A 16678-nucleotide genomic window follows, 5' to 3' on the forward strand; every position below is an offset into this window, starting at 1 on the left:
GGTGGCGAAGCCTCAGCTGGTGGCGAATGCGGCCAGTCGACGGGCGTCGACCTCGGCGGCGAGCGCGGGTGCCCGCTCCAGCGCCTCCGGGTGACCGCAACCGGCCAGCCAGTTGGCCAGCATCAGGTGGCCACCCTCGGTGAGCACCGACTCCGGGTGGAACTGAACGCCCTCGATGGGCAGCGTGCGGTGCCGCATCGCCATCACCACGCCGGAGCCGGTCCAGCCGGTCACCTCCAGCTCGTCGGGGAGCGTCTCGGGGAGCACAGCGAGTGAGTGGTACCGGGTGGCGGTGAACGGGTCGGGCAGGCCGGCGAGGACGCCCACCGAGTTATGCCGGACCTCGGAGGTCTTGCCGTGCAGCAGCTCGGGGGCGCGGGTCACGGTCGCCCCGAACGCCTCGCCGATCGCCTGGTGGCCGAGACAGACGCCGAAGATCGGCAGCTCGCCCGCGTACTCCCGGATGACGTCCAGGCAGATGCCGGCGCGGTCGGGACTGCCCGGCCCCGGTGAGAGCAGGATGCCGTCCGCGCCCACCCTGCCCACCTCCGCGACGTCGATCTCGTCGTTGCGGCGGACCTCGCAGTCCACGCCGAGCTGGCCGAGGTATTGCACGAGGTTGAAGACGAACGAGTCGTAGTTGTCGATCACCAAAACCCGCATGGTCACCTGCTCGGGGAGGACGGCACGGGGTTGTTCTGGTCGGTGTCGTACGGCAGCTCGTGCTCGTCACCGGCCGGCGTGTCACCGGTCACCGGGGCGTTGTCGCCCGACTCCGCGGGAACGCCGGACTCGACCTGCACGTCGTCGAAGGGCAGCAGGGGCTCAGCCCACGGGAAGGCGACATACCAGAGCAGGGCCACTGTGGCGGCCACCAGGAGCACCGAGCCGGTCAGCTTTCCGACCAGGCCGAAGGGCAGCTTGCGCCAGATGAACGCGTACATCGGATCAGCCTCCCAGCTCCGCCGGGCGACCCGCTGACTTGGGTTGGGTGCGGTCCAGTTCGGCGTGGATGATCAGGCGCTGGTAGTTGTCGAACTTCGGGTTGCACGTGGTCAGGGTGAGCATCCGCTTGGTCGGCTTCTTGTCCGGATCGCCGGGCACCGGTGCCACCACTTCCACCTGTGTCGGTCGGACGATCCGGGACTGCGACACCCGGTAGACGTACCAGTCGGTCTTGCTCTCGACGACGATCGCGTCGCCGTCGTCGAGCTCGTCCAGTCGCCAGAAGGTGGCCCGGTTGCGGTGGCCGGCGACGGAGAAGTTGCCCACCTGGCCGGGTAGCGCACTGGCCGGGTAGTGGCCCGGGGCGTAGCGGATGTCCTGTTGGGTGACGCCCTCGACGACGACCCAGTTCTTGTCGAGCTTGGGGATGTAGAGGCCCGCGAGCGGCTTGCCGCGTACCGGTGGCGACGGTTTGACGCTCGGGCCGACCGATGGAGCCACTGTCGGGTCGTCGGTCGGGCCCCACTCCTGCGCGAGTTGGCTGTTGAGGTCGTTCTGGTGGGCGTCGACGATGGCCGATTTGCCCCAGACCTCGTAGCCGGCGAAGAGCAGCACGACCAGCCCGAAGGTGATCAGGACCTCGCCGGTGACGCGGATGCCGGTGCGGATCCGGGAGCCGAGCGACGGCCGGGTCAGCTCGGAGTAGACGCTCTTGTAGCCCTCGCCGGTCTGGTGTGGCCGGAGTTGGATGACCCGTTCGCCGCGCCGGGGTCGAGGAGGCTCGGCGGGGTTGTCGCCGCCACCGATCTGATCGTCGGGGACCGAGGCGCGGGGCACGGCACCCATCAGCGCCGTCGAGTCCATGGCAGGCGGCCGGGCTGCGGGGGTGGCGGGCACGGTCGGAATCAACGCCGTGGCGCCCGGGTCGACGGCGCGATCCGGCGCGGCCGGCGGGACTCGACCCGGCCCGGCCGGAGGGACCCGACCCGGCGCGGCCGGCGGGACACGGCCCGGGCCGGCCGGGAAGAAGTTGTCCTGCCCGACTGCCGACACGCGGTCGGGGGCGGCCGGTGAGATCGGCGCGGCCGGCGAGCCGGTGGGGCGTGCGGGCCGGGCGGGGACCTGGGGTATGAACGCGGTCGGCGAGTCGGCAACCGGCGGGGTCGAGGGGCCGGACGGGGCAGGCCGGCCCGGCGTGCCCGAGGTCGGGTGGGTCGGCATCCCGCCGGCAGCGCCCGGGCTGGTCGGGGCCGCACCTGGCCGGTCGCCGGTCGCCGGTGGCGGGGTCGAGGCGGCTCCGGCCGGTCGCGTGGACGAGGCACTGGGCCAGGAAGGTCGGGTCGGGACGTTGCCGGGGGCAGCGGGTCGAACGGGGCCCTGGTTGGTCGGGGTCGGCGGTGGGCCGGCGGGCGCCGAAGGGGGCAGGCCGGCTGCACCGTGCGGGCTCGGCCTGTGCGCCGTGTTGCCCGGCCAGGGCGGAGGCGCTTCGACACCTGGGCGACCCGGGGCCGGGCCGGGTCGGCTGGCGCCCGGTCGTCCCGGATGGTCGACACGTCCGGGATTGTCGGTGCGGCCAGGCGGGGGCACAGCAGGCCGGTCGTCCCGAGGAGGCTCGGCGGCGCGCAGCGGCTCCGGGGTGCGGGGAGGTTCGGTGACGCGGGGAGGTTCGGTGACGCGGGGAGGTTCGGTGACGCGGGGAGGCTCAGTGGCGCGGGGAGCGTCGGGGTTGGTCAGCGGGCGCGGCGCAGCGGGTCTGCTCGGCAGCACCGGCTCGGGCCAGTTGCCGGCCGGGGTCGGCCGGGGTGCCGGCTCGGGACGGTCGACCTTGGGAAGGAAATCGGTCGGCTCGTCGGTCTGATTCCGGTGTCGCCCGTCGCGACGCTCGTCCGGCCCACTCATTTGGGCACCGTAGCCGAGCGCAGGGCGGTTGAGTCCTCAAATGCCGGGACCCGCACCGTGGAGGTCGTTTCCTTGTAACCGAGCTGGTAGTCGTCGACCGCGTCCTTGAACAACCGGACTCCCTCAGAGCTGGCGAGGGCCTGCTGGAGGGCAGCGGGATCGCCGATCGCCACGATCTTGAACGGTGGGGAGTACACCCGGCCATGGAGCAGCAGGGTGTTACCGACGCAGCGTACCGCGCTGGTCGCGAGCACGCGGACATTCATGATTGACATGGCCTCCGCTCCGCCAGCCCAGAGCGCGTTGACCACCGCCTGCACGTCAGACTGGTGCACCACCAGGTCGTCGTTGCTGGCGTCCGACTGGGTCTGGTCGAGCTGCGGCGCGTCGTTGAGCTCCACTGTCACCCCGGTGCCGGCGAGGGCGGTGAACCCGGCGGCCTGGAGGCTGCCCTGAGCACGATTCTGCTGACTCTTGATCGGGGTGTCCGAGCCGGCGAGCGTGTTGGTGCGTTGCTCGACCTCGCCGCGCAGCGTGGCGGCCCGTCGCTCGCTCGCCGCCACCTGCTCGCGCCGCTCCTCGATGAGCTGGTTGAGCTGGGGTCGCCGGTCCTCGCGCAGGGCGGTGCCGTCGGCTGTGGTCGCGGAAGTGGTGAAGAGCAGCCCCGCCGCGGCGGCGATCAGGGGCACCCCGATCGACCAGCCCGGACGCCGTTGACGCGGTCGCCGGGGCAGCAGCCCGGCGGCGGCCCGGCGCAGGACCTTCTGCCAGGAGGTTGCGCCGGATGTGTACTCCACCGAGCGTTCCTTCCGCGTATCAGGGATCGGTCCGCTCCGGCCGGGCCGGTGATGCGAACAGTCCCGCCTCTTTCGGTCACTCCGTGCACCGGCCTGACCCCATTCGTGGTCCGGGCGGGCAATCGGGACTACGCTAGCTCTCGAACATTATTGGCCATGGACCGTCGCCCCGGCGCCCGGTTGTCAGGCCGGACGAGGTCGTCACCCCTCTGGAGAGCGCCGTGCCCAAGTCTCAGGTCCGTAAGAAGAAGGTGTACACCCCGCCGACGGACGTCCGTCCGACGACGACGGCGTCGTCGCGCAAGCCTAGCCCGGTGTGGTTGCCGGTCACCGCGGTCGCCTTGATCGTCGCCGGGATCGGCTGGCTGGTCGTCTACTACCTGTCTGAGCAGGAGTACCCGGTCATGGCGTGGGGTTACTGGAACCTCGCGGTCGGCTTCGGCGCGATGGTCGCCTCGCTGGCGCTGCTCTCCCGCTGGCGCTGAGCCGGCTCGGCGTCGCCGCACCGGCGGTTTCGCATCACCTCGTCGAGCCCCTGCCCGGCAGGATCGGGTGGGGCACCCTATGGTGTCCGCAGGCAGCGTGGCCTACTGCGAGATGACTCACGTTACTGCTGGGTAACCTTCGCGTAGGCTGCACTGCATGACCGAGCGCAGCGAGGTCATCAGGTAGCAGACCGGGGAGGCCAACTCGATGGGCAGCGTCCAGATCGTCACCACGATCCTCGCGGCCGCCATCACCGCTGTGGCGGTGTGGCTTGCGGTGCGTGCGGTCCTGAAGATGACGGCAGTCATCCGGCTCGGGCAGCCCGCGCCGGAGCGGTTCACGGACAAGGGCGCCCGCACGAAGACGATGCTGGTGGAGACCGCCGGCCACACGCGGATGCTCAAGTGGGGCGTGGTGGGTGCCGCCCACTGGTTCGTGATGGTCGGTTTCATCGTGCTGTCGCTGCTGGTGCTCGAGGCGTACTTCGAGGTGGTCACCCCGACCGGCGGGCTGCCGATCATCGGGCACTGGACGATCTTCGGCCTGGCCACCGAGGTCATCACCGTGCTGGGCCTGGTCGGCATCCTGGTGCTGATGGCGATCCGGCTGCGCAACCGGCCGAACCGGCCGGGCGGTCGCTCCCGGTTCACCGGCTCGACGATGTGGCAGGGCTACTTCGTCGAGTGGATCGTGCTGCTGGTCCTGATCTTCGGCTTGCTGATCCGCGGTTTCAAGGTCGCCACCGACCACTTCGAGTACCCGTTCTGGGCCACTCCGGTCAGCCACGCCGTCGGCGCGGTGCTGCCCGACTGGCAGGACGGTACGAGCGTCGCCGCTGTCATCAAGATCATTATCTCGATGACCTGGCTGATCGTCATCTCGCTGAACGTCACCATGGGTGTCGCCTGGCACCGTTTCCTGGCGTTCCCCAACATCTTCTTCAAGCGCGAGCCGGCCCGGCCGGCCGGCTCCGGCCTCGGGGCGCTGCGCCCGATGACGAGCCAGGGCAAGCCGCTCGACTTCGAGGAGGCCGACCCCGAGAAGGACCAGTTCGGCGTCGCCCACGTCGAGCAGTTCAGCTGGAAGGGTCTGCTGGACTTCAGCACCTGCACCGAGTGCGGTCGCTGCCAGTCGCAGTGCCCGGCCTGGAACACCGGCAAGCCCCTGTCGCCCAAGCTGCTCGTGCTGAGCCTGCGCGACCACGCCTACGCCAAGGCGCCCTACCTGCTGGCCGGTGGCGGCAAGGACCTGACCGGCGAGGAGAAGGCCACCCAGGCGCAGCTCGCGCACCTGGACGTGCTGGCCCTGGCCGAGGCCGACAAGCCGTTGATCGGCACCGCCGAGGAGGGCGGTGTCATCGATCCGGACGTCCTCTGGTCCTGCACCACCTGCGGCGCCTGCGTCGAGCAGTGCCCGGTGGACATCGAGCACGTCGACCACATCGTCGACATGCGCCGTTACCAGGTGCTGATCGAGTCGAGCTTCCCCTCCGAGGCCGGCGTGATGCTGCGCAACCTGGAGAACAAGGGCAACCCGTGGGGCGCCCCGCAGAACACCCGCGAGGACTGGACCAAGGGCCTGGACTTCGAGGTGCCCCGGGTCGGCGAGGTGGACGACTTCGAGTACCTGTTCTGGGTCGGCTGCGCCGGCGCGTTCGAGGACCGGGCCAAGAAGACCACCCGGGCCGTGGCCACCCTGCTCAACGAGGCGGGGGTGAAGTTCGCGATCCTGGGCGAGGGCGAGACCTGCTCCGGTGACCCGGCACGGCGGATCGGCAACGAGTTCGTCTTCCAGATGCTCGCCCAGCAGAACGTCGAGACGCTGAACGAGGCGTTCGAGGGTCGGGAGAAGGCCAAGCGCAAGATCGTGGCCACCTGCCCGCACTGCTTCAACACCCTGGGCAACGAGTACGGCCAGCTCGGCGGCGAGTTCGAGGTGGTCCACCACACCCAGTTGCTGGCCCACCTGGTGTCCACCGGCAAGCTCACCCCGGTGCAGCCGGTCGACGGTGGGGTCACCTACCACGACCCCTGCTACCTGGGCCGGCACAACCGGGTCTTCGCGGCCCCCCGCGAGGTGCTCGGGGACGCCATCGAGGGCGACCTCACCGAGATGCCGCGCAACAGCGAGCGTTCCTTCTGCTGCGGCGCCGGCGGTGCCCGGATGTGGATGGAAGAGAAGATCGGCAAGCGGATCAACGTGGACCGGGTCGAGGAGGCCATGGCCACCGGCGCGAAGACGGTCGCCGTCGGCTGCCCGTTCTGCTCGACGATGCTCAACGACGGCGTCAACGGCAAGGGCGCCGGCGAGCAGGTCGAGGTGATCGACGTGGCGAGCGTGCTGCTCCGCTCGGTCAAGCCGGAGCAGCCGCAGGGCGGCAAGGAGACGGCGCCGGTCGGCTGAGGCGCGTACATCTGGGATCTGAACATCGACGACGGCGGCCCCCGAGGGGCCGCCGTTGTCGTGCAAGAATCTCGCCGAGGTGAGGCGACATCGACGGCCTACTCTTGACGACGCTGCTGCCCCTGGTCGGGTTCGTTGCCCTGACCGCGGGCAACGCGTTCTTCGTCGCGGCCGAGTTCGCCCTGGTCACGGTCGACCGCGCGGAGATCGACCGGCGGGCCGCCGCGGGCGACCAGGCCGCCCTGACGGTACGCGCTGCGCTGCGTGAACTCTCCTTCCAGCTCTCCGGCGCACAGCTCGGCATCACCATCACCGCGCTGCTCACCGGCTACCTGGCCGAACCGGCCCTGGCCCGGCTCTTCACCCCGCTGCTGCGCCCGCTGGTCGGGGAGAACACCGGGCGCTACACCCCGTTCCTCGCGTTGGCCCTGGCGACGCTGATCTCCATGCTCTTCGGTGAGTTGGTGCCGAAGAACGCGGCGCTGGCCCGACCCATGCCGGCGGCGCTGGCCACGGCCGGGCCGATGCACACCTTCTCCCGGACGTTCGGCTGGCTGATCCGGGGGCTGAACGGCTCGGCGAACCGACTGGTCCGGGCGCTCGGTGTCGAGCCGCAGGAGGAGCTGGCCAGCGCCCGCTCACCGGAGGAGCTGGGCCTGCTGGCGGCCATCTCGGCCCGGGCCGGTGCGTTGCCGACGGACACCGCCATGCTGCTGCGCCGCACGATCCGGTTCGGCGACAAGCGGGCCGCCGAGGCGATGACCCCCCGGGTGGACGTGGTCGCGCTGCGCGTCACGGCCACCGTGGCCGAGCTGCTTGAGGAGTCCCGGCGGACCGGGCGGACCCGCTTCCCGGTGTACGAGGAGACGCTGGACCTGGTGACCGGCGTGGCCGGGGTGCCCGACGCGCTGGGCGTGCCGCTGGCCGAGCGTGCGTCGACCATGGTCGGGTCGGTGGCCCGCGAGCCGGTGTACGTGCCGGAGAGCCTCGACCTGGACGGCGTCCTGGCCGCGTTGAAGGCGGCCGGCGCCGATCTGGCCATCGTGGTCGACGAGTACGGCGGGACGGACGGCGTGGTGACGATCGAGGACCTCGTCGAGGAGTTGGTCGGGGAGATCGCCGACGAGTTCGACCCGGCCAGCGTGGACGACGCTGACGCGGGCGAGCTGACCGTGCCCGGCGGTGAGCGCACCGTGCTGGTCGACGGGGTGCTCCGCTCCGACGAGGTGGCCGAGCAGACCGGCTTCCGGCTGCCCGAGGGCCCGTACGAGACGTTGGCCGGGTTCCTGATGGCTCGGCTCGGGCACATCCCGCTGGCCGGCGAGACGGTCGAGGCGGACGGCTGGGAGTTCACAGTGGTGGAGGTCGAGCGGCACCGGATCGAGCAGGTCCGGGTGCTGCGCCCGGCGGAGCCGGACGACGATGACTGAGCTGTTGGTGACAGTGCTGCTGCTGCTCGGCAACGGGTTCTTCGTGGGCAGTGAGTTCGCGCTCATCGCGTCCCGCCGGACGGTGATCGAGCCGCTGGCCGCCGGATCGAAACGGGCCCGCTGGGCGTTGTCCGCGATGAACCAGATCCCGCTGATGATCGCGGGCGCGCAGCTCGGCATCACGGTCTGTTCGCTGGGTCTGGGCGCGATCGCCGAGCCTGCGCTGGCCCACCTGCTGGAGCCTCCGTTCCACGCGGCCGGCCTGCCCGAGCGGGCGGTGCATCCGGTGGCGTTCGTGCTGGCACTGGGCGTGGTGGTCTTCCTGCACACCGTCGTCGGCGAGATGGTGCCGAAGAACATCACGCTGGCCGGTCCGGAGGTCTCGGCACTGTGGCTCGGCCCGGCGATGCTGGCGTTCTGTGTGGCCACCAAGCCGCTGCTGCTCGCGATGAAGTGGGCGGCCCGCCGGGTCCTCGCGTTCTGGCGCATCGAGGCGTCCGAGGCGGTGAAGACGGTGTTCACCGCCGAGGAACTGGCCGGGCTCGTCTCCCAGGCGCGTACGGAGGGTCTGCTCGACGAGGAGCAGCACGCCCGGATCACCGGCGCCCTGGCCCTGCACAGCCGCACGGCGGCGGACGCGCTACAGCCGTGGTCGACGGTGGTCACGGTGGCCGAGGACGTCTCACCGGCGTCGCTGGAGGTGTTGGCGACCCGGACCGGACGGTCCCGGTTCCCGGTGGTGCAGCGGTCGACCCGTCGGGTGCTCGGCTTCGTGCACGTCAAGGATGTGCTCGGGTACGCCGGGCAGGGTCGCCGGTCGCCGGTGCCCGCCCGGGTCTACCGACCGCTGGCGGTGGTGCCGCCGGAGCGTACGCTGGCCGATCTGCTGCTGGCCATGCGCCGCGAGCGGCGGCACATGGTGCTGGTCAGCGACGGCCGGCGCCCTCTCGGTGTGGTCACACTCGACGATGTATTGACCGCAATCGTTGGCTAATCGGCGAATACCCTTGGTGTGCAAGCGGTTGCACGACAGTGATGGTTACTGCGCTCACCTTGATAACCGCTCCGAGCTTCCCTAATGTGAGGCACCGACCGCTGTGGGTCGTCTGCCTCGGCCCTTCCCTCACGCGAGGCGCCCGGCGGTCGGTTGCAAAGGAGTCGATGCCGGTGGCAACCATGCCCCCTCATCGTCACGGCCTGAACACGTCTGCTCGGCCAGGTGGCCTGCGCCGCGGCGTCCACCGTCTGCTCGTCCTGGTCGCCGCCGCCGCTGTCGGCGCCGGTCTGCTCGCCGCACCGGCTCACGCCGATCCGACGGTCGACGAGATCGAGGCGCAGATCGACAAGAAGTGGGAGCAGCTGGAGCCCACCATCGAGCAGTACAACAAGGTCCGGGCGCAGCTGAAGGTCAATCGACAGAAGTCGGCGGACCTGCAGAAGAAGATCGAACCGCTGGCGCTCCAGAGCGAGCTGGCGCTCAACCGGGTCGGCGACCTCGCCTCCCGCTACTACATCTCCGGACCGTCGCACGACATCGGCTCGCTGCTGGTCAGCGTCAAGCCGGACACGCTCGCCGAGCAGCTCACCGTGCTCGATCGGCTGGCCGCGCAGGAGCGCAAGGAGGTCGAGGGCGTGCTGGCCGTGCGGGCCAAGTACGACGGCGAGAAGCAGAAGCTGGACGGGCTGATCGTCACCCAGACCAAGCAGCAGAACGACCTGGCGGCCAAGAAGAAGCAGATCGACGCCGAGATCAAGCAGCTCGAGGCGTCGATGCCCAAGACCACGGTAAAGACCGCGGCCTGCCCGACCATCAACGGAGTGGTCAGCGAGGCCGCCCGCACCGCGATCAAGACCGCCTGCGGCAAGGTCGGCAAGCCGTACGTCTGGGGTGCCACCGGCCCGAACTCGTTCGACTGCTCGGGGCTGACCCAGTACGCCTACAAGGCGGCCGGGATCTCCCTGACCCACCACACCGGTGACCAGTGGAACGAGGGCAAGGCGGTTGCGCGAGCTGATGCTCGCCCCGGTGACCTGGTCTTCTTCTTCTCCGGGCTGAGTCACGTCGGGCTCTATCTGGGTAACAACCAGATGGTGCACGCGCCACGTGCCGGCAAACCGGTGCAGGTGTCCAGCATCAACACCATGCCGGTCGCCGGTTTCCGCAGACCTGGCTGATCCAGATCACGCACTGACGGCCCCCGGTCACCGACCGGGGGCCGTCGTTGTTCGTCAGCGGGGCGCGCCCACCGGGGAGGGCAGCAACTGCACGTCAGCGAGATCGACGTACATGATGCGGTGGCCGAACTGGATCTGCGCGTAGCGGTTCTTGCCGCGGATCACCGTCCAGTCGCCCGGCGACGAGCCGTCGAACGTGCTGGCCCGGTAGTACTCGCCGGCCAGCACCGCGCCGACTGCGTACCGCTGTCCGGCGGCCAGGGTGTACTGCAACGGCGAGATCGTCTGGTAGGGCACCCCGTCCGGGTACGCCGCCTCCTCCGGGTACGCCCGTCCGTACACGGGGATGGTCGTCCGACCGGGCTTCGGCGTGGCCACGACGCCGACGGTCCAACTGGCGGTCGGCGCGGTCGCCGGGTTGTGGAACCAGGCCCGCTGCCCGAGGTACCAGATGGCGGTCCAGTCGCCCTGCCGTCCGGCGAGCGCGTACGTCTGCCCGGCTGACGCCCGGGCCCCGTGGTCCGAAACGGCCATCGTGTTCGGGGTGCCGTCCGGTCGGAGCGCGATGTCGTTGACCAGCGGCGCGTCCGCGGACGGTGCGCTCCGCAGCACGACCGACGAGGAGCCGCGCGGCGCGCACGGGACGCCCGCAGTGACGCAACCGGTGAACGCCGGCTGGTTGGTGGCGTAGTCCGGGTCGATCCGGACCAGCCCGGTGGCCGGGGTGCCGGTGTCCAGCCGAGGTGCGTGCAGCAGGTCGAAGTAGTGCGTCCAGTCCCAGTACGGGCCCGGATCCCAGTGCATCCCCCGCACGGTCGAGGCGACGGTGCCGGGCACGTTGTCGTGGCCGATGATGTGCTGGCGGTCCAGCGGGATGCCCAACCGCAGCGCCAGGTGCCGCACCAGTTTCGCCGAGGTCCGGTACATCGCCTCCGTGTACCAGGTGCCCTGCGCGGCGAAGCCCTCGTGTTCGAGACCGATCGACTTGGCGTTGACGTACCAGTTGCCCGCGTGCCAGCCGACGTCCTTGGTCTTGACGTGCTGGGCGATGTGCCCGTCGACCGAGCGCAGCGAGTAGTGCCAGCTCACGTACGTCGGGTCCTGGACGAGTTTCAGAGTCGTCGCCCAGCTCGCCTCGGTGTCGTGGATGACGATGTACTCGATCTTCTGCCGGGCGGGCCGGTCGGAGAGGTCGTGGTTGCCGTAGTCCCCGTCGCCGAACGCCTCGTAGGGTGCCGGGATCCACTCGCAGGAGATGGTGCGCGGGCACTCCAGCCCGTCCGGGCGGGCCAACCGGCGCAGGCCCAGCCGGTCCAACCAGGAGCGCTCGGGCTGTACCGCGCGCGCCGGCAGGGTGATCCGCTGGCCGTCGTCGGTCATCCGGGACTCGCCCGCGGCGATGGTGGTGAAGACCTCGTCGGCGAAGGCCGCGGCGGCGTCGGCGCTGTCCGCACCGGCGTAGCGGGCCACCGCGCCGTACCAGGCCGCCGGGTCGGTGTCCGCTCCGACCGGCGCACCCAACTCTCGCTGGTACGCACTGAGCAACGCGGCCCCACCCCGGATGTTGACCGCCGCGTCGGTGCGCAGCGCCTCGGGGGTGGCACCGGTCAGTGCGGCCGCCGCGTCCACGGTCTGCAACGCGGCGGCGGTCGGTGCGGGGGCCTCGACGGGTCGGGGTGCGGGCACCCGGGAGGGCCGGGAGTCGTCACCGCGTGGGTCCTCGGCGCCGGCGTCGTGGTGGCCGCGCCCGGGTAGAGCGGCAACGTGGCGGGCGTCGGTCAGGTGCATCGGGCCGTAGCCGCCGCTCGTGCTCGGTGTGCCGGCGTTGCTGTCCCAGCGGGACTCCAGATAGGAGACGCCGAGCAGCACGCCCGTCGGCACGCCGTACTCGGTCGCTGCGGCGGCGTACTGCTGCTGGCGATCGGCGGTGGGTGCGGCGGTGGCGGCCGTGGAGAGTGGCACCGCGCTCGCGGCGGCAACGACGGTCGTGGCGAGCAGCGCGCGCCAGCCGGCCGACACTGTTGGATGGTGCATCGAACCCCCTAGATTCTCGCGGGTAGAGGTCAGGTCACCATCGCGCCGCTGGAGAGTCCGCGTCAATACCTTTCCATCTATCGACATGTTGAGAAAGAATTCTTCACACACGGTCGGTGACCCCCACCCGATCGGTACGGAGTGTCACGGCCGTACGGGTTGCGGATCGGTAACGGGCGTCTCTACTCTGGTCATTTGTCGGCCCGACAGCAGCTCCGCCCATCCCGGGCGGTAACGGACCGACACCGCCGAGTCGTTTCCGAGCGAACCGGGGACCCATGTCCCTCGGGGTGAATCCGCAGCCACTGCGGTAGGGCGCCGACTTCCCGCCCGAACCCGTCAGCTAACCCGGTAGGCGGTCAGGAAGAAGGAGTACGGAACCCCGGTGGCACTCCATGCCCCGCGGCCGTCGTCCGAGCGGTCGGCATTCGCCGTCCCGACGTCGATCGTGCCGCGCCCACGCTGGTCCCGCTTCACCACCGCTCTCGCCGCACTGGTCGGCGTCGCCGTCGTCCTGACGGGCAGCGCCACGGCCGCCCACGCCGACCCGTCCGTCGCCGAGATCGAGCGCCAGATCGACGCCGACTGGAACACACTCGAACCGATCATCGAACGGCACAACGCCACCCGAGCCGACCTCGCCGTCAAGCGCAAGCAGGCGGACGCGCTGGCCGCCCGCATCGCCCCGCTCGAGCGGCAGGTCGACGCCGCGATGGACAAGGTCAGCGCGCTGGCCGTGCGCGCGTACAAGGGCGAGACCGTCTCGACCGTCAACGCGATGCTCGGCAGCCGGTCACCCAGCGAGGTGGTCAGCCAGCTCGAAATGCTCGACCGGTTCGCGCACAACCAGCAGCAGGACGTACGCGAGGTCGCCGACCTGCGCGACGAGCTGGCCGCGCAGAAGGCGCCGCTGGACGAGATGGTGGCCCAGCTGGCCCGCACCGAGGCCCAGTTGGCGGCCAAGAAGAAGCAGATCAACGAGGAGATCGACCGGCTGCAGAAGCTGCGCCTCAAGGTGTACGGCAACGGGGGCGGCGGTCCGCTGCGTCCGGCGCCCTGCCCCGGCAGCTATCCCGGAGGCGCTGCGGGCACGGCGGTCAAGTTCGCCTGCGCGCAGATCGGCAAGCCCTACGTCTGGGGTGCCGAGGGCCCGAACTCGTACGACTGCTCGGGGCTGATGCTGGCCGCATGGGCGAAGGCCGGGGTGTCGTTGCCGCACAACGCCGCTCAGCAGAGCCGCGTCACCAAGAACGTCAGCAAGGCTGACCTGCGCCCCGGCGACCTGGTCTTCTACTACAGCGACATCCACCACGTCGGCATGTACGTCGGCAACGGCTGGGTCGTGCACGCCTCGCAGGCCGGCCAACCGGTCAAGATGAAGAAGGTCGACGACGGCCCGATCCACAGCTACGGCCGCCCAGGCTGATCCTGGGTGACCAGGAGGGCCCGTCGCGATCGGTCGCGGCGGGCCCTCGTCGTCTGACCGTGGTGCCTCAGCCCGTCAGCGGGTGGGCCAGGTGCGCCAGTGCTGCCAGGCGCGGCTGGGCGTCGGACCCCGCTGGCCCTGGTAGCGCGAGCCGTAGACCGTCGAGCCGTACGGGTGCTCGGCCGGCGAGGAGAGCCGGAAGATGCAGAGCTGCCCGATCTTCATGCCCGGCCAGAGGGTGATCGGCAGGTTCGCCACGTTGGAGAGCTCCAGCGTCACGTGACCGGAGAACCCCGGATCGATGAAGCCGGCGGTGGAGTGCGTGAGCAGCCCGAGCCGGCCCAGGGAGCTCTTGCCCTCCAGCCGGCCGGCGAGCTGGTCGCCGAGCGAGATGACCTCCAGCGTCGAGGCCAGCACGAACTCGCCCGGGTGCAGCACGAACGGCTCACCGTCGGGCACCTCGACCGCCGAGGTCAGGTCGTCCTGCTGCATCGCCGGATCGATGTGCGTGTAGAGGTGGTTGTTGAAGACCCGGAACAGCCGGTCGAGTCGGACGTCGATGCTGGAGGGTTGGACCAGGGTGGGCTCGAACGGCTCCAGGCCCAGCGTGCCGGCCTTGATCTCGGAGACCAGGTCGCGGTCGGAGAGCAGCATCGGACCACCATAGCCGCGTTGCCGAAAGTGCCAGGATTCGGTGCCGATGACCAGCGAGTCGAGGTCGCTGCTCGTACATTTGTTCGATAGAATGCCCACATGGCTTCCTGGTCCGAATTCGCCGCCGACGAGCCCCGACTCGCCGACGGGATCCGCGTTCTCCTCCAGCAGTACGGGCCAGGCTTCGGCTACCTGGCCACGGTCCGCGCCGACGGCGGGCCCCGGGTCCATCCGGTCTCCCCGGTCATCACCGACGAGGGCTTGTTCTGCTTCATCGTCGACTCTCCGAAGCGCCGCGATCTCGAACGCGACGGCCGTTACGCGCTGCACTCGTTCCCGCCGGAGGAGAGCGACGACGAGGCGTACGTGGCGGGTCGCGCCCGTCCGGTGACGGATCCGCTCCGGGTCGCACGGTTGGCGCAGGGCGCCCGGGCGGAGCCGCAGGTTGACTGGCGGTTGTTCGAGTTCACCGTCGACGTGGCGATGTTGGCCCGCCGGGAGCAGCACGGCCTCGGTGTCGCCGTCGGCGGGCCGGAGGTGCAGGTGTGGCTCGACCCGCTGGCCCCGGCCGCACCTTCAGCCGTACCGCAGGCTCGCCCGGCCCGCCGCAGCCGCAACGTCCAGTGTTCGGCCGCCTGACCTGGTCCTGGGGAGAAAGACGACCGGTGCCGGCCCCGTCGTGACGGGGCCGGCACCGGTCGTACGCGGGGAAGTTATGCCGCCCGGTACGCGTTCCACGCGGTCAGCATCCGGCTGGCCTGCCCGGGGGTGAACTGGTACATGCACGAGTCGTAGGTGTAGTCCATGAAGTTGGTGATCGGGTCCAGCCCGGTCGCCGAGCAGGTGTTGCGCCCGGTCGGGCACTGGTAGGCCGGCGACGCCTCGGCCGGGGTGTCGCTGACGCTGTCACCCGAGCCGCCGCACCCGCCCTGGAAGGTGTGGTAGAGGTTCAGCCAGTGGCCCACCTCGTGGGTGCCGGTGTCGCCCTGGTTGTAGTTGGTGGCGGTGCCGCCCGGCAGCGACTCGCTCAGCGCGACCACGCCGTCCATGCTGCTCAGGTTGCGCTGCGGGAAGGTCGCCCAGCCCAGCAGGTCGTTGCTGAGCTCACCGAGGTAGATGTTGAGGGTGTTCTTGCCGCCCACCCGCAACGAGGACTTCATCGACCGCTCCGCCGACGAGCCCTGCACGATCGGGTACCACGACGGGTTCGTCACCCGGTTGATCTTGTCGAGTCGGAAGGCGAACGCGGTGACCGCTCCGCCGGTCGCGCCGGCGTAGGCCTGGTTGAGCACGGTGATCTGCGAGGTGATCAACGAGTCGGGGATGTTGCCGCCGGCCCGGGTGCTGTTCTCCTGGATCACGTGCACCACCACCGGGATGGTGACCGTGGCCAGTGCCGTCGCGCCGGCGCCGGTGCGGAAGTTGGCGCGCTCGCGCAACGCGGCGGCCAGGTCCGCGTCCCGCTCGCGGACCTGCTGCGCGGTCAACTCGTTCGGGTCGTGCTTGGCCGCTGCACCGGGCTTGAGTCGGGCGTTGGAGTGGCTGTCGGCTGGCTCCACGCAGGCGCCGCCGGGCGCCGCGGAGAAGGCCGAAGCGGCCGGAACGACGCCCACCGCAGCGGTGCTGAGCAGCAGCGCGAGGGTCGTCGACGCGACACCGGCGGCACGCCGGGTCAGCAGGTTGGGACGGGGTCCCATGGGCCCACCTCTTTCTGGCGGCGCGGCAGGGGGTGTGTCACGCCGTGGCTGGCAACGTGTGGCAGACGTTACAACCCATCGAAGCATTTGAGAACGGCGATATGTTGCCGTCCGGAAACTTCTTCCTGGGTGCCTGGGGTGGCGGGCTCGCGGGGGTGCCTGGGTGCACCGGATCGACCACTCGGGTACAGTGGTGCCGCCTGCGGGTGTAGTTCAATGGCAGAACATCAGCTTCCCAAGCTGACAGTGCGGGTTCGATTCCCGTCACCCGCTCCACTGCGAAGGCCCTGGTCAGGACGTGAGTCCCCGCCGGGGTCTTCGATGTTCCGGGGTCAGCCGTCATGCCGTGTGCCATTAGCGTGCCATTAGCCACGGTCATCCCCGGCCCCGTCCCGGTCCGCTGACCCCTTCTTACCCTTCTTGCTGCCGGACTTCTTGCCCGGCTCGCCTTTGGTCTTGCTCGCGCTGCCTACCGACTTACCGGGCCCATTCCGGTCCACCCGCAACGCCTGGTGCAGCGCCTGGGCAATGGCACGGTCCGCTTCGGCCGTGGCGTGCTGATAGATCAACGCGGCCTGCGATGAGTCATGCCCCATCCGGGCCATCAGGTCACGGGTGCTCGCCCCGGTCTGAGCGGCGAGGGTGTTCCCGCTGTGCCGGAGGTCGTGGAAGTAACGGCCCGGATGCCCACCACCGCCCGCCGGCGCCGCGTTCGCCGCGCCGCCTCGGCGA

The 16678-nt window shown here is 70.3% G+C and carries 14 protein-coding genes, 1 tRNA gene, 1 pseudogene and 1 riboswitch; of the genes and pseudogenes, 8 read left to right on the plus strand and 8 right to left on the minus strand.

Annotated elements, in window-relative coordinates; genetic code table 11:
- Positions 1-12: 12 nt before the first annotated feature.
- The 4 genes from GA0070619_RS28430 to GA0070619_RS28445 form a co-directional block, all read right to left on the minus strand.
- A complete protein-coding gene (locus tag GA0070619_RS28430; protein ID WP_088952112.1) occupies positions 13-663 on the minus strand; it encodes an aminodeoxychorismate/anthranilate synthase component II in 651 nt (216 codons plus the stop codon).
- A 2-nt stretch (positions 664-665) separates the two neighbouring features.
- On the minus strand, positions 666-944 hold the full coding sequence (locus GA0070619_RS28435; RefSeq protein ID WP_088950858.1) for a hypothetical protein: 279 nt from the start codon (positions 942-944) through the stop codon (positions 666-668).
- A 4-nt stretch (positions 945-948) separates the two neighbouring features.
- Positions 949-2571: a class E sortase gene (locus GA0070619_RS28440; protein WP_414855647.1), complete on the minus strand. Its 1623-nt coding sequence runs from the start codon at positions 2569-2571 to the stop codon at positions 949-951.
- 269 nt (positions 2572-2840) lie between these two features.
- A complete protein-coding gene (locus tag GA0070619_RS28445; protein WP_088950860.1) occupies positions 2841-3641 on the minus strand; it encodes a DUF881 domain-containing protein in 801 nt (266 codons plus the stop codon).
- A gap of 221 nt (positions 3642-3862) precedes the next feature.
- On the opposite strand from GA0070619_RS28445, the gene GA0070619_RS28450 reads away from it, so the two are divergent.
- The 5 genes from GA0070619_RS28450 (at position 3863) to GA0070619_RS28470 (ending at position 10135) form a co-directional block, all read left to right on the plus strand.
- A complete protein-coding gene (locus GA0070619_RS28450) occupies positions 3863-4126 on the plus strand; it encodes a cell division protein CrgA (RefSeq protein ID WP_088950861.1) in 264 nt (87 codons plus the stop codon).
- A gap of 208 nt (positions 4127-4334) precedes the next feature.
- Positions 4335-6530, plus strand: coding sequence for a (Fe-S)-binding protein (locus GA0070619_RS28455; protein ID WP_088950862.1), 2196 nt, complete (start codon positions 4335-4337; stop codon positions 6528-6530).
- A gap of 104 nt (positions 6531-6634) precedes the next feature.
- On the plus strand, positions 6635-7960 hold the full coding sequence (locus GA0070619_RS28460) for a hemolysin family protein (RefSeq protein ID WP_231927178.1): 1326 nt from the start codon (positions 6635-6637) through the stop codon (positions 7958-7960).
- On the plus strand, positions 7953-8954 hold the full coding sequence (locus GA0070619_RS28465) for a hemolysin family protein (RefSeq protein WP_088950863.1): 1002 nt from the start codon (positions 7953-7955) through the stop codon (positions 8952-8954). The genes GA0070619_RS28460 and GA0070619_RS28465 overlap by 8 nt, the downstream gene beginning before the upstream one ends.
- Before the next feature lie 167 nt (positions 8955-9121).
- On the plus strand, positions 9122-10135 hold the full coding sequence (locus GA0070619_RS28470) for a C40 family peptidase (RefSeq protein WP_088950864.1): 1014 nt from the start codon (positions 9122-9124) through the stop codon (positions 10133-10135).
- Between the two features lie 54 nt (positions 10136-10189).
- On the opposite strand, the gene GA0070619_RS28475 is transcribed toward GA0070619_RS28470, so the two are convergent.
- Positions 10190-12154, minus strand: a complete 1965-nt coding sequence (locus GA0070619_RS28475) for an N-acetylmuramoyl-L-alanine amidase (protein ID WP_231927179.1) — start codon at positions 12152-12154, stop codon at positions 10190-10192.
- A 251-nt stretch (positions 12155-12405) separates the two neighbouring features.
- A riboswitch (cyclic di-AMP (ydaO/yuaA leader) is annotated at positions 12406-12541 on the plus strand.
- Between the two features lie 13 nt (positions 12542-12554).
- Between GA0070619_RS28475 and GA0070619_RS28480 the strand changes: the two genes are divergently transcribed.
- Positions 12555-13595, plus strand: coding sequence for a C40 family peptidase (locus tag GA0070619_RS28480; protein ID WP_088950866.1), 1041 nt, complete (start codon positions 12555-12557; stop codon positions 13593-13595).
- 75 nt (positions 13596-13670) lie between these two features.
- Here GA0070619_RS28480 and dcd read toward each other — a convergent pair whose 3' ends face one another.
- Positions 13671-14249 (minus strand): dCTP deaminase, encoded by a 579-nt coding sequence (dcd, locus tag GA0070619_RS28485; protein WP_088950867.1) that lies wholly within the window; start codon positions 14247-14249, stop codon positions 13671-13673.
- Between the two features lie 99 nt (positions 14250-14348).
- Here dcd and GA0070619_RS28490 point away from each other — a divergent pair, with 99 nt between their 5' ends.
- The gene (locus GA0070619_RS28490; RefSeq protein ID WP_088950868.1) at positions 14349-14888 is read left to right on the plus strand and encodes a pyridoxamine 5'-phosphate oxidase family protein; all 540 of its coding nucleotides are present in this window, start codon (positions 14349-14351) and stop codon (positions 14886-14888) included.
- A gap of 74 nt (positions 14889-14962) precedes the next feature.
- On the opposite strand, the gene GA0070619_RS28495 is transcribed toward GA0070619_RS28490, so the two are convergent.
- Positions 14963-15946: a zinc metalloprotease gene (locus GA0070619_RS28495; RefSeq protein WP_088950869.1), complete on the minus strand. Its 984-nt coding sequence runs from the start codon at positions 15944-15946 to the stop codon at positions 14963-14965.
- 202 nt (positions 15947-16148) lie between these two features.
- On the opposite strand from GA0070619_RS28495, the gene GA0070619_RS28500 reads away from it, so the two are divergent.
- Positions 16149-16222, plus strand: a tRNA-Gly gene (locus tag GA0070619_RS28500).
- An 89-nt stretch (positions 16223-16311) separates the two neighbouring features.
- Here GA0070619_RS28500 and GA0070619_RS28505 read toward each other — a convergent pair.
- A pseudogene (locus tag GA0070619_RS28505) lies at positions 16312-16635 on the minus strand (hypothetical protein); the annotation flags it as partial.
- Positions 16636-16678 lie beyond the last annotated feature (43 nt).

This window comes from Micromonospora zamorensis (assembly GCF_900090275.1).
Classification (GTDB): Bacteria; Actinomycetota; Actinomycetes; order Mycobacteriales; family Micromonosporaceae; genus Micromonospora; species Micromonospora zamorensis.